The organism is Jejuia sp. G7-7, assembly GCF_055808955.1.
Genome location: NZ_JBVVSZ010000002.1, coordinates 594,616 through 606,945, shown reverse-complemented (window position 1 = coordinate 606,945; position 12,330 = coordinate 594,616). Strand labels below are relative to the sequence as shown.

Annotated in this window: 11 protein-coding genes, 1 tRNA gene and 4 pseudogenes; 3 read left to right on the top strand and 13 right to left on the bottom strand. The window is 32.5% G+C overall.

Annotated features, from left to right (window positions below):
* Positions 1-46: 46 nt before the first annotated feature.
* The 7 genes and pseudogenes from AC0L5U_RS12990 to AC0L5U_RS12960 form a co-directional block, all read right to left on the bottom strand.
* Positions 47-406 carry a YraN family protein gene (locus AC0L5U_RS12990; RefSeq protein ID WP_473416833.1) on the bottom strand — a complete coding sequence of 120 codons (360 nt, stop codon included), beginning with the start codon at positions 404-406 and terminating at the stop codon, positions 47-49.
* 3 nt (positions 407-409) lie between these two features.
* Complete coding sequence (locus AC0L5U_RS12985; RefSeq protein ID WP_473416832.1) at positions 410-1,570, bottom strand: metal ABC transporter permease; 1,161 nt, start codon at positions 1,568-1,570, stop codon at positions 410-412.
* The gene (locus AC0L5U_RS12980) at positions 1,563-2,690 is read right to left on the bottom strand and encodes a metal ABC transporter permease (protein WP_473416826.1); all 1,128 of its coding nucleotides are present in this window, start codon (positions 2,688-2,690) and stop codon (positions 1,563-1,565) included. Before AC0L5U_RS12980 ends, AC0L5U_RS12985 begins: the two co-directional genes overlap by 8 nt.
* A gap of 2 nt (positions 2,691-2,692) precedes the next feature.
* Positions 2,693-3,428 (bottom strand): annotated as a pseudogene (locus tag AC0L5U_RS12975) (metal ABC transporter ATP-binding protein).
* Between the two features lie 6 nt (positions 3,429-3,434).
* Positions 3,435-4,339: pseudogene (locus AC0L5U_RS12970) on the bottom strand (metal ABC transporter solute-binding protein, Zn/Mn family).
* 9 nt (positions 4,340-4,348) lie between these two features.
* Positions 4,349-5,140, bottom strand: a complete 792-nt coding sequence (locus tag AC0L5U_RS12965; RefSeq protein ID WP_473416825.1) for a transporter — start codon at positions 5,138-5,140, stop codon at positions 4,349-4,351.
* Positions 5,127-5,786 (bottom strand): metal-dependent transcriptional regulator, encoded by a 660-nt coding sequence (locus AC0L5U_RS12960; protein ID WP_473416824.1) that lies wholly within the window; start codon positions 5,784-5,786, stop codon positions 5,127-5,129. Before AC0L5U_RS12960 ends, AC0L5U_RS12965 begins: the two co-directional genes overlap by 14 nt.
* Before the next feature lie 148 nt (positions 5,787-5,934).
* Between AC0L5U_RS12960 and AC0L5U_RS12955 the strand changes: the two genes are divergently transcribed.
* The gene (locus AC0L5U_RS12955) at positions 5,935-6,474 is read left to right on the top strand and encodes a hypothetical protein (protein WP_473416823.1); all 540 of its coding nucleotides are present in this window, start codon (positions 5,935-5,937) and stop codon (positions 6,472-6,474) included.
* A 1-nt stretch (position 6,475) separates the two neighbouring features.
* Here AC0L5U_RS12955 and AC0L5U_RS12950 read toward each other — a convergent pair whose 3' ends face one another.
* From AC0L5U_RS12950 to AC0L5U_RS12930, 5 genes and pseudogenes are all read right to left on the bottom strand, one after another.
* The gene (locus AC0L5U_RS12950; RefSeq protein WP_473416822.1) at positions 6,476-6,613 is read right to left on the bottom strand and encodes a FeoB-associated Cys-rich membrane protein; all 138 of its coding nucleotides are present in this window, start codon (positions 6,611-6,613) and stop codon (positions 6,476-6,478) included.
* A gap of 16 nt (positions 6,614-6,629) precedes the next feature.
* Positions 6,630-7,841: a nucleoside recognition domain-containing protein gene (locus AC0L5U_RS12945; protein WP_473416821.1), complete on the bottom strand. Its 1,212-nt coding sequence runs from the start codon at positions 7,839-7,841 to the stop codon at positions 6,630-6,632.
* 595 nt (positions 7,842-8,436) lie between these two features.
* Positions 8,437-8,868, bottom strand: a pseudogene (locus AC0L5U_RS12940) (FeoB small GTPase domain-containing protein); the annotation flags it as partial.
* Positions 8,861-9,097 carry a FeoA family protein gene (locus AC0L5U_RS12935; protein ID WP_473416820.1) on the bottom strand — a complete coding sequence of 79 codons (237 nt, stop codon included), beginning with the start codon at positions 9,095-9,097 and terminating at the stop codon, positions 8,861-8,863. The pseudogene AC0L5U_RS12940 and the gene AC0L5U_RS12935, both read right to left, overlap by 8 nt.
* Positions 9,098-9,610: 513 nt before the next feature.
* Positions 9,611-10,284: pseudogene (locus AC0L5U_RS12930) on the bottom strand (SCO family protein).
* A gap of 162 nt (positions 10,285-10,446) precedes the next feature.
* Between AC0L5U_RS12930 and rseP the strand changes: the two are divergent.
* Entirely contained in the window at positions 10,447-11,778 is a 1,332-nt protein-coding gene (gene rseP, locus AC0L5U_RS12925) for an RIP metalloprotease RseP (protein WP_473416819.1), read from the top strand.
* Positions 11,779-11,849: 71 nt separating this feature from the next.
* Positions 11,850-11,923: transfer RNA gene (locus AC0L5U_RS12920), tRNA-Asn, on the top strand.
* Between the two features lie 43 nt (positions 11,924-11,966).
* On the opposite strand, the gene AC0L5U_RS12915 is transcribed toward AC0L5U_RS12920, so the two are convergent.
* Positions 11,967-12,314: an arsenate reductase family protein gene (locus AC0L5U_RS12915; protein WP_473416818.1), complete on the bottom strand. Its 348-nt coding sequence runs from the start codon at positions 12,312-12,314 to the stop codon at positions 11,967-11,969.
* Between the last annotated feature and the right edge of the window lie 16 nt (positions 12,315-12,330).

The window sequence follows — 12,330 nt, the reverse complement described above, 5'->3', positions numbered from 1 at the left end:
TTTTTAAACTCTGAATTCATTGTGATAATATGTTTAAATTTCTTTTCTAAAAATGATAAAAAGCATTCTCTAAATGCTCAATTTTAAAACCCTTTTTTTCTTTTACAATGGCAATAATATCAAAGCGTACTTCAACATCTAAATCGTTTACAACAACATACTCATCTACGGCTTTTACCAAACGCTGAATTTGTTTAGGTTTCACAAAATCTTGTGGATCTCCAAAATCTACAGTAGAGCGTGTTTTAACTTCAATAATAGCTAGAATATCATCTTTTTTAGCAATAATATCAACTTCGGCTTTATCAAATCGGTAGTTGCGTTCTACAATTTCATAGTTGTTTTCCAAAAGGAAATCTACTGCGAGTTGTTCGCCTTTTTTACCGAGTTCATTGTGTTGTGCCATAATCTAACCCCTAAACAAAAAGAAATCATCTTTCATATGTTCAATTTTACCGTCTTCATTCGTGATGATATAATCAATAGCTTGAGATGTGAAATCTTCGCCTTTTTCAGTCAAAGAAACTATATTCTTATCAAACTTAATCATGTTGTTTTTTAATGCCAAATCCAGAACTGTTTTAGAACGTACTTTTTGCCAATTGATATGTTCGTTTAGGTGGTTTACATGCCGTTCGCGTTCTTCAGTATGATTTTTTAAGTGCAATAAAAATGTTAATAAAGAGACTTCTGTACGTTGTTGTTTCTCTCTATACATTACGGCAATAACGCCTTTGCTTGGTGCAAATAAATAAACTGCTAGAAATAACAACCCTAACATAGTTGTAATTGATCCTGCAATGGATGCATCCAGCCAATGTGCTAACCAATAGCCTGAAATTGCACTAAAAACTCCAAAACTTATTGAGTAAACAAGCATGCGTTTTAAATTATTAGTCAATAAATATGCGGTTGCTGATGGTGCAATCATTAGTGCAACGACTAGAATAGCACCTACAGCATCAAAAGCGCCAACGGTTGTTACAGATGAAACGGTCATTAACCCATAGTGGATTATTGCAGGCGAAAACCCCAAAGAGGCTGCTAAACCAGCATCAAACGTGCTTATTTTTAATTCTTTGAAGAATGCAAATAAAAGTCCGACTGTGATGATTAAAATACTCCCGATAATCCATAGCGATTTTGGTCCGACATCAACTCCAGAAATTAGCAACCTATCAAAAGGTGCAAATGCTAATTCGCCCAGTAAAACCGCATCAACGTCTAAGTGAACATCGTTAGCATTTTTGGCAATCATGATTACTCCAATACTAAATAAAATTGGAAATACTAACCCAATGGCAGTATCTTCTTTTACCAAGCCAGTTTTTTGAATGTATTCTACCAAAACAACTGTTATAATTCCTGTTAATGCTGCAAGTAAAATTAAAAGTGGCGAGTTTAAATCTTGAGTTATAAAAAATCCAATAACAATTCCTGGTAATATAGAATGACTTATAGCATCACTAATCATTGCCATTTTCCGAAGTACTAAAAACGTCCCAGGAATAGCACAGGCAATAGCAACTAAACTCGCAATTAATTGTATTTCAATTTGAGCACTACTCATTATTGTCGGTTTGTTGATTGTATAAATTTGATGCTGTTTTATAACCTTCTTCAGTTAAACTCCACATCACTCCATCTAATTTCACATAGTTTTTTTGAACTAATTTTTGAAGTGTAGCTTTGGTGTAACCTTGAAAGTTATTTAAGATTTTGATAGCGTGTGGATGTGATATGTTTTCGTGTGTTTCTGCAATATGAAACATGAACGACAATGTTTTTTGCAATTGTAAATCGCGACGGTTTTTTATAAAACGAATTTGTTTAAATAATAACCCACGGCTTGGAGAAAATATAAAAGATACTAATACAAAAACACCTGCAACAATAACAATGACTGGACCTGTTGAAAGGTTGTTTTGACTTGCGCTTATGGCTGTTCCAAAAACACCTGAAAACGCACCAAAAATGGCTGCTAAAAACACCATTACACTCAAACTGTTAGTCCATTGGCGTGCTGCTGCAGCTGGTGCTAATAGCATAGCACTCATTAGTACTACACCTACGGTTTGTAAACCTAAAACAATAGCTAAAACTATAAATGAGGTAATAAGAATGTCTATAAGCTTTGTGTTAAAACCTAATGTTTTGGTATAATCGGCATCAAACAAAAGGATTTTAAATTCTTTCCAAAATAGGAGTAGTACGAATAGACAAATACCTGTGACGATTGTCATCATCCAAACATCACTTTCAATTAAAGTAGCTGCTTGCCCGAATAAATATTTGTCTAATCCTGCTTGGTTAGCGTTAGGTTGCTTTTGGATAAAAGTAAGTAACAACATGCCAAAGCCAAAGAATAAAGAGAGTATTAAGCCTAAAGCGGTGTCTGATTTTAGATGTGTTTTACTAATGATACCTCGAATCCAGAATGTGCCTATGAGCCCACTAACTAACGCGCCTAATAGTAATGTGTTGCCGTCTTTCGCGCCCGTAATTAAAAAAGCGATAGCTATTCCTGGTAAGGCTGCATGCGAAATGGCATCACCCAATAAACTCTGTTTTCTGAGTACAGCGAAACTACCAAGCATGCCAGTTACTGCTCCCAATATTGCAGTTCCTAAGGTAATGGTTCTTAGAGTGTAGTCTGTAAAAACTAGTTTTATGTATTCTGTAACATCCATTGTTATTCTTGAATACTTACTTTATAATTAATTCCGTAGGTTTTTGTTAAATTATCATCATTAAATATATCTTTTACTGGTCCAGTAGCAATCTTTTTACGTTTAAAAAAGTGACCCAATCGAAATATTCAGGAACGGTTTGCAAATCGTGGTGCACTACAATAACTGTTTTTCCTGCTTTTCGTAATTCTTTTAAAATATTTATGATAGCAATTTCGGTTGTAGCATCAACACCTTGAAAAGGCTCATCCATAAAATAGATAGAAGCGTTTTGCACTAAGGCTCTTGCCAAAAATATACGTTGTTGTTGTCCACCAGAAAGCTGACTTATTTGTCTGGCTTTAAAAGGAAGCATTCCCACTTTTTCAAGGGCTTCTAATGCTGCTTTTTTTGTTTTTGTCCGGGACGCTTTATCCAACCTAAACTTCCATAAGTACCCATCATTACAACATCTAAGGCTGTGGTTGGGAAATCCCAATCTACACTACCTTTTTGAGGAACATAAGCTACGAGTTGACGTTGTTTTTCGTAAGGTTCATTGTAAATACTAACGCTTCCTGCTATGGGTTTTAAAATACCCAAAATAGATTTTATGAGCGTAGATTTTCCTGCTCCGTTTGGTCCAACAATAGCCATAAGAACACCTTCAGGAATTTCTAAATCTATATCCCAAAGAACAGGCTTGTAGTTGTAAGCTACGGTTAAATCATCAACTTTTACGGCTATTTTTTTACTCATAATATTTTATTTTAACGCGTTGACAATAGTATTTACATTATACTCAAACATTCCGATGTATGTACCTTCAACGGTTCCAGCATCACCAAGAGCATCAGAGTATAAAGTGCCACCAATAGAGACTTCGTGACCTTTAGATTTTACGGATGCTTGCAAAGCTTCAATCGTACGTTTAGGAACTGAACTCTCTACAAAAATGGCTTTTACTTTATTTTCTATAATGAAAGCTGATAGTTTTTGAACGTCTTGAACACCAGCTTCTGTTGCTGTTGAAAGCCCTTGTAAACCAACGACTTGGAAATCAAAAGCTTTTCCGAAATAATTAAACGCATCATGTGCAGTTACTAAAATACGTTCTTCTTTTGGAAGCTCTGAAATAGTAACTTCTAACTTACTTTTAAGTGTGTTTAACTGCTCTAAATATTTTGCGCCATTGGCTTCAAAATTTGCTTTCTGTTCTGGAATAGCTTCTGAAAGTGTTTCGACAACAAACTGAGTAGCTTGTTTCCAATAATCAATATCAAACCAAATATGAGGGTCGTAATTTGATGCGAAATATTCTGAACCTATGAGTGTGCTTTTATCTAAAACATCAGAAATAGCAATGGTTTTTTTGTTTTCATTTTCTCGAAAACTTCAACTAGTTTGCCTTCTAAATGTAAGCCGTTATAAAAGATAATATCTGCTTGTGATAGTTTTGTTACATCTCCTTCGCTAGCTTTATATAAGTGCGGATCTACGCCACTACCCATTAAACCCCGTAAGTTGATATGTTCGCCACCAATATTTTTTACCAAATCGGTAATCATTGTGGTTGTGGTAACAATGTTTAGTTTTCCGTTTTCTTTCTTATCGTTTTTACAACTGAAAAATAGTGTAATGATTAAAAGTGATATAAGTTGTTTTTTCATTTTCTGTAATTATTTTTTTCTTACTCTGTAACTTAATCCTAGTCCGAATAATAAATCTTGACCTTTAGTTATGCTTGTTCCGAAATAGGTATCTAATTGTAAATCGTTATTCACTAAATAGGTAAAACCAGCGTCCCAATAGTGGTTTGCTGAACTATCTTCAGGTAAATCGCCGTACAATTCTGCGTATATGCCAAATTTATCAGTAAAGCTGTAACCATAAGCTACAGTATAAATGGCAGCAGCTTCTGGAGAATCATCGCCCCATTGTGCGCCAATATTATATCCTATACTAGATTTTTCGCTTAACGTGTGAGATAATGATAATCTAAAATCAATGCCTGTGTATTCTGGTCTATAATCAGCCGATGCGCTAAATACTGGAAATACATGGCCAATTAATGCTATTTCTGGCATGCAACCGTTTTCTTCAGCAATATCTATTTTCATACCTAATAATAATGGAGATAAGCCACTCATTACATTGTCAAGTTTATTGTTATTTACTGTGGTAACACCTTCTACAAAATCCCAGCCTAAGCGTAATTCCACATTGTCTAGAATTCCGTAACGGATAAGCATGGTGTTAAATGTGTAGTTTTCAGATTTTATGTTGTTTTCTTCAAAAGATTCGTATAATCCTCCTGTTTCAAATTGTAAAATGCCTTTTCCAACTGTTGATGATGCTTCTGTAGCATCTGGTCTATCAGTTACTAAAGCACCTAAATTATCTTCTTGAGAAAAAGCTGAAAATGAAATAGCAAAAATTGCTAAAATGAATATGTTTTTAATCTTGTTCATTAACGTAAATAATTGATGTGAAATCTTGGTTTAAAAGAATGGTGTTATTGTTTATTAAAATTTGAGTCATTTTGTTTTTACTGAATTGTTTCGATATTAAAACTGAGTTTCCGTATTTCAATCCGTTTTGTGCACAGAAATCGAAAAATTCTTTATCATCACTCATTAATCGTGAGATGGTATACGTTTTACCTTCTTCAGTATTTGAAAGAGGAATGGAGGTGTCAATAGTTGTGATTTCTCCATCTGCGTTTGGAATAGGGTCTCCATGTGGGTCAAACTTAGGGTTTCCAAGAAATTCACTTATTTTATTGGCTAATAAATCTGAGGTTTGATGTTCTAATAATTCAGCTTCGCGATGAATATCATGTAATGATAAATCGAAAAGTTTGAATAGTAAAGCTTCCCAAAGCCGATGTTTACGTACTACGTTAATAGCCATTTTAGTGCCTTTATCAGTAAGTTTTAGCTCTTGATATTTTTCGTAATTAATAAGGTCTTTAATAGCTAATTTTTTAGCCATATCGGTTGCGGCGGCATTAGAAATGCCTAATTCCTTGGCAATATTACCAGGTTTGGTATCGTTATGGTCGCGTTTTCCGTTTTTGTAAATGGCCTTTACAAAGTTTTCAATAGCTACTGACATTCGTTTTGCTTTAAAATATTTTTAAGTAAGCTTAAATATTTTTCAAATGTAGCTAAAAAATAATAAAATATTATTTTTTTATAGAATAACTTATAAGTTTTCTGTTGATGGTATAGAAATTGATGCTTTGTAGAAAATCAATTTTGATATGAAATCATTTGTAGTCTTTTTATTTATTTTATTAATAACATCTTGTATTCCTGTTAGAATTGCACCAAGCATTAAAACCGATAAAGTCATGGTGGCTAAAAAGTTTAAAAGAAAACTTCCAAAACGGAATGCCTTTATTTTTGAAGACCCTAAAGATGCCAATGAGTTTTACAATTACGTTAATACAAAATACGAGTTGAATTATCAAGATGTTGAGTTTAATGTGCCTTTTGAAGTGGATGGGAAACCTTTTTATTTTTCATTTCATGAAGTTGAAATAGCTGATAAAGCTATAAATATTGTACCAATTGCAGTAGACGCAGCACTAGAAAATAAAAATAGAAGTCCTATTTTTGAAGGTGCTCATATATCAAGAGTTGGGAATTGGTATTTAGCTTTAACAGTTTCTGATGATGCTATGGAAGATTGCTTAAAAGAAGGTTATAAAGACAAAGAAGCTATTTTAAAATATTTAAGAAAATTAAGAGTAGAATATTTGAATACACAAAACTATTTAGAGGCCTTATTACGAAAGTAATTTAATGACACCCACAACCATCATCGCCACCACAAGGTTTTTTAGGTTTTGACTTTTTCCAGAAGAATTTTTTAATCAAAAAAGACATAGCTAAAGCCATTGCTACAAAAACTAAAATATTTTGAATAATATCGTTCATAAGCGTTAAGTTGATTTCATTTCAAAAATTGAAATGCAATTAAAGCTACAATATAAGCAAAAGCCGTCATAATGACCAGTTGTAATATGGGCCATTTCCAGCTATTGGTTTCTTTTTTTACTATGGCTAAAGTGCTCATGCATTGCATGGCGAAGGCATAAAAAAGCAAAAGTGAAATTCCTGATGCAAATGTAAATACCGCTTTATTTGTAAGCTGATGCCTTTCGGATTGCATTTTAGCCCTAATTGTTTTATTTTCATTATCTTCAATTTCACTTCCAACACTATAAATAGTTGAGAGCGTGCTAATAAAAACTTCTCTAGCTGCAAAACTACTCACAATAGCAATTCCAACTTTCCAATCATAACCTAAGGGCTTAATAGCGGGTTCTACTACTTTTCCAATATAGCCTAAAACAGAGTTTTCTAATTTAAGCGAAGCAATTTCATCATTAATAATTGCTTTTTTGAATAAGGGTGTTTTAGACACTATAGAGTCTGAGATTTGTGTTTTTGAAAGAGTAGTATAGTCTTCAGTTAAAGTAATCTTATATCGTTCTATTTTATTTTGAAGCGATAATTTTTGAATCGTATTTAATCCATTTGAACTCACTTCTTTATTCACAATATTTATAGCGTCATCATAGTTAGGATTTATACCAATAGACCCTAAAATCCAAATTACTATTGATATGGCTAAAATTATTTTTCCTGCTCCAAATACAAACGATTTTGTTTTTTCAATTACCGTTAAAGCAACATTTTTAAAGAGAGGCAGCTTATAGTTTGGCATTTCAATAACAAAAAAAGTCTTGCTTTTTATTTTGAGAATTCTATTTAATATGTAAGCTGATAAAACAGCAGTTCCAAAGCCAATTAAATACAAAAGCATTAAAGTTAAGGCTTGATAACTAAGTCCTAAAAAACGACCTTCTGGAATTACTAACGAAATAATAATGAGATATACAGGTAATCTCGCAGAACATGTTGTAAATGGTGTTACTAAAATAGTAATTAAACGTTCTTTCCAGTTTTCAATATTCCGTGTTGCCATTATAGCAGGAATAGCACAGGCAGTTCCAGAAATTAACGGAACTACACTTTTTCCACTTAATCCAAATCGTCGCATAATTCTGTCCATCAAAAACACAACGCGACTCATATAACCACTTTCTTCGAGTACAGCTATAAACAGGAATAAGAAAGCAATTTGTGGAATAAAAATCACTATACCACCAAGCCTCTGGAATTATCCCTTCAGCAAGTAAACTAGTAAATGCGCCATCTGGTAATGTGTTTTTAGTCCATTCACTTAAACTCGCAAATAAGCCATCAATAAAATCCATTGGCACGCTAGACCAATCGTAAATAGCTTGAAATATGGTAAGTAGAATCAATCCAAAAATCAAATAGCCCCAAACTTTGTGAGTTAAAATTCTATCTAGTTTTATTCGTAAATCTTTAGCTTGACTTAAATCAATAGTTTGTCCTTTATCGAGCGCATTATTGATAAACTGATAGCGTTTTATAGTTTCCTTTTGCTGCAAACGCTTTAAATCACCTTTGCTTTTCGTCTTGAAATCTGCAACAGCATCAATTTCTTTTCTATCAGTTTTACCAAAGTTTACATCTTGCGTAATAACTAACCAAAGTTTATACAGTAATTGATTTGGGAACGTTTTTTTTAAATTTCCAAAGTAAACAGGGTCAATCTCTGTAGTATCCAAACATGGCGTAACAGATACTTCTTTATAATTTAAAATTAGCTGTTTTAGCTTGTTAATACCCACATTTTTGCGAGTACTAATTAATGCAATCTTGGTGTTTAACTTTGCTTCTAAATACTCAATATCTAACGAAATACCCTTGTAACTCATTCGGTCTGCCATATTAATAACCAACACAGTCGGGATCTCTAAATCCTTAATTTGCGTAAAAAGTAACAGGTTACGCTTTAAATTTTCAACATCAGTTACTACAACAGCGATATCAGGAAAATCCTTATCATTCCTATTAAGCAATAATTCAATCACTACATTTTCATCAAGTGATGAAGCGTTCAAACTATAAGTTCCTGGTAGATCTATTATATGAGCTTTTACACCACGAGGTAATTTGCAAATACCTTGTTTTTTCTCAACGGTAATTCCAGGGTAATTCCCAACCTTTTGGTTTAAACCTGTTAGTGCATTAAAAACTGAAGTTTTTCCTGTGTTTGGGTTTCCAATTAAAGCAACGTTTATCTGTTTACTCATGCGTTACTTTTTCAATTAAAATAAGTGCAGCTGTTTCTTTTCTAATCGCCAAATGAGAACCGTTAACATTCAAATACATTGGGTCTTGAAACGGTGCAACCTGAACTAGCTCTACTCTATTACCAGGTAAACATCCCATTTCCAAAAGTTTTAAAGGAATATCAACTGACGAAACATCAGTAATAATAGCGCTTTCCCCTCGTTTTAAATGTGCTAAGGTATCTTCCAATATTATTTAGATTCATTTTAAAGAAGCAAAAATAGTGTAAAGTTTATAAGTTTAAAAGTTTAGAGGTTTAAAGTTTTATAAAGCATTGAATTATTTGGGTGTTACCCCGAAAAAGGGGTCGGGCTTTCCTCGACAATCCCTAACGAATACATCCGCAAAAACAAGTTGTAAAATATGAACAGCATCATACAATTTTCGGATTTAAAATAGAATCTAAGTCTATTGTAATATGTAAGTAAGATTAAAGTACCGTAAAGGTAATATAGCATAGAAACTTGCCAAGAATGTTGTTTTTCATTGATTTTAAGGCTTTTACATTTGTATCCTTAAAATAAAACCTCAAATAGAGTAGATTATGAAAACAAATATTACAACTCAATTAGCAGAAAATAAAGTTGGATCTAAAACAAAAGCTTTTAGTAACGCAACTTCTATAGTTTGGAATTCAAGAAGACGTAACAAAATAAATTAAAAACTTAAAATCAAAAAAGCTCTTTTTTAAAAGAGCTTTTTTTATCTTTTGTATTCTTCTTTCAATACTGAAATATCATTGAGTAAGCGGTTAATTTCCTCTGAATCTGTACCATCATAAAACCCTCTAATTTGTCGCTTTTTATCAATAAGCATAAAGTTTTCAGTATGTATCATATCATAAGGACCACCATCTCCATTTTCTTTTACGGCTAGATAACTTTTTCGAGCAAGCTTATATATTTCTTTTTTATCCCCCGTTACTAAATTCCATTTGTTGTCATTTACACCTTTTTTAATAGCGTAACGTTTTAATTGCTCAACGGTATCAATTTCTGGAGTCACGGAATGCGAAAGTAGCATCACCTCATTATCATTTAGAATTTCCTTTTGAATATCTGCCATATGATCCGTCATAATAGGGCAAATAGTTTGGCAAGTGGTAAAAAGAAATCTGCAACGTAAATTTTGTTTCTATAATCGTTTTGAGTTATTGTTTTCCCGTTTTGATTCTTCAAACTAAAATCTGCTATAGTGTGATATTTTGTTTTGTGCTGAATGGTGCTATCTACTAATACTGGATCTACCATTGCAGGTCTATAAATATCAAGTGGTTGGTACACATTTAAAGTATTGTAAATAAGCGCAATTATAATGATAGAAATAACTCCAAAGACTATGGCAAAAACTTTATATTCTTTAAAAAAGGACAACATTTTAAGCTCGAAAGGTTTAAATTTTAGCAAAAATACAATGAAATTGAGTTTCTACGAATTTAAACCAAACTTAAATTAGTGTTAAAACGAGTTGCATTATGAGAATGACTTTTTAAACTTGGTTTAAAACCTTACTTTTGTGCGATTATAAAAAAAATGTAGATGTCGGTATTTTTGATTAAAACGGCTCAATTGTTATTGAGTCTCTCCATATTAGTAGTTTTACATGAGCTTGGACACTTTATTCCTGCTAAGTTATTTAAGACTAGGGTAGAAAAATTCTACCTGTTTTTTGATGTAAAATTTTCATTATTTAAAAAGAAAATAGGAGAAACCGTTTACGGAATTGGTTGGTTGCCACTAGGAGGCTATGTGAAAATTTCGGGAATGATTGATGAAAGTATGGATACCGAGCAAATGGCTCAAGAACCGCAGCCATGGGAGTTCCGTTCAAAACCCGCATGGCAGCGTTTAATTATTATGTTAGGCGGTGTTACGGTTAATTTTATTTTAGCCATTGTTTTATTCATTATTATGTTATCGGTTTGGGGAACAAGTTACTCCACAAAAGATAGCGCTAAATATGGATATGGTATAACTAAAACATTAGAAAGTTACGGGTTTCAACAAGGTGATAGAATTATTTCTGTAAATAATGAAGCGATTGAAGATTTAACTATTCCTATTAATAAATATATAATGTTTAGGGATGTAGATAATATAAAAGTAGAACATCCTAATGGAACTATTGAAGCCATTAAACTTCCTGAAGATATAGGTACTCAACTTTTTGAAGCTGGAGATTTACCTGCCTTAGAACCGCGTTCGCCTTTTGAAATAGATTCTGTAGCTCCTGAATTTCCTGCTGCGAAAGCTGGTTTGCTACCAAAAGATAAAATTGTTGCTATAAATGGACAACCAGTTACTTATTTTTCAGATTTCACTTATGGTGTTAAAAATAGTACTGATTCTATTATAAATTTAAAAATTGAACGCAATAATAGTTTTTTAGATTTAAAAGTAACTCCAAATAAAGACAATAAAATTGGTATTGTTTCCCGAAAAACAGATTCAACCTATGTAACATATTTTGACAAAGAATATACATTATCTGAAAGTATAACAGGAGGTTTTAATCAAGCTTATTGGGAAGTAAAAGATTATTTGGCACAGTTTAAATATATTTTCACCAAAAAAGGAGCTACTCAAATAGGAGGGTTTGCTGCAATAGGGCAAATGTTTCCAGCTGAATGGAATTGGCAAGCATTTTGGTATTTAACAGCGTTTTTATCTATTATGTTAGGTGTTTTAAACTTACTCCCAATTCCTGCACTAGATGGCGGTCATGTTATGTTTTTACTTTATGAAATGGTATCAGGAAGAAAGCCAGGAGACAAGTTTATGGAGTATGCACAAATGGTAGGTTTCTTTATTTTAATAGCCTTAGTTTTATTTGCAAATGGGAATGATATTTATAAAGCCATTTTTGAATAAAATTTATTAAAAAAAGGTTTGCAGAAATTAAAAAACAATATATATTTGCACTCGCTTAGTAAAAAGTACAGTCCTTCTTAGCTCAGTTGGTTAGAGCATCTGACTGTTAATCAGAGGGTCCTAGGTTCGAGCCCTAGAGAAGGAGCAAAATAAAGTTCAACAGAAATGTTGGACTTTTTTGTTTTTTATTATATTTCTTCTTTGACTGCTTCAACATTCCTTTTAGAATTCCCTATAAATATTTTGTCATCAATAATGAAAACAGGTCTGCTTAAAAACGTATAATGCTCTAAAATATAATGTTTAAGGTCTTTTTCAGTCAAGTCTTGGTTTTTTAAATCCATTTCTTTGTAAAGCTTAGAGCGTTTGCTAAAAAGTGCTTCATAGCTGCCTGATAGGGTTTTCATTTCTTCAACTTGTTTTACTGTAATTTCTTCAGATTTGATGTCTTGCAGTATAAAATCAGAAGGTAAATCCAATTCTTTTAATATTCGGGTACAGGTGCTACATGTCTTTAAATAATATACTTTTTTCATGGGTTTGTTATTTCTA

Excerpts from the sequence above, each read along its gene's own strand:
- AC0L5U_RS12990 (WP_473416833.1), bottom strand. The coding sequence starts at position 406 with ATGGCACAACACAATGAACTCGGTAAAAAAGGCGAACAACTCGCAGTA.
- AC0L5U_RS12985 (WP_473416832.1), bottom strand. The coding sequence starts at position 1,570 with ATGAGTAGTGCTCAAATTGAAATACAATTAATTGCGAGTTTAGTTGCT.
- AC0L5U_RS12980 (WP_473416826.1), bottom strand. The coding sequence starts at position 2,690 with ATGGATGTTACAGAATACATAAAACTAGTTTTTACAGACTACACTCTA.
- AC0L5U_RS12965 (WP_473416825.1), bottom strand. The coding sequence starts at position 5,140 with ATGAACAAGATTAAAAACATATTCATTTTAGCAATTTTTGCTATTTCA.
- AC0L5U_RS12960 (WP_473416824.1), bottom strand. The coding sequence starts at position 5,786 with ATGTCAGTAGCTATTGAAAACTTTGTAAAGGCCATTTACAAAAACGGA.
- AC0L5U_RS12955 (WP_473416823.1), top strand. The coding sequence starts at position 5,935 with ATGAAATCATTTGTAGTCTTTTTATTTATTTTATTAATAACATCTTGT.
- AC0L5U_RS12950 (WP_473416822.1), bottom strand. The coding sequence starts at position 6,613 with ATGAACGATATTATTCAAAATATTTTAGTTTTTGTAGCAATGGCTTTA.
- rseP (WP_473416819.1), top strand. The coding sequence starts at position 10,447 with ATGTCGGTATTTTTGATTAAAACGGCTCAATTGTTATTGAGTCTCTCC.
- AC0L5U_RS12915 (WP_473416818.1), bottom strand. The coding sequence starts at position 12,314 with ATGAAAAAAGTATATTATTTAAAGACATGTAGCACCTGTACCCGAATA.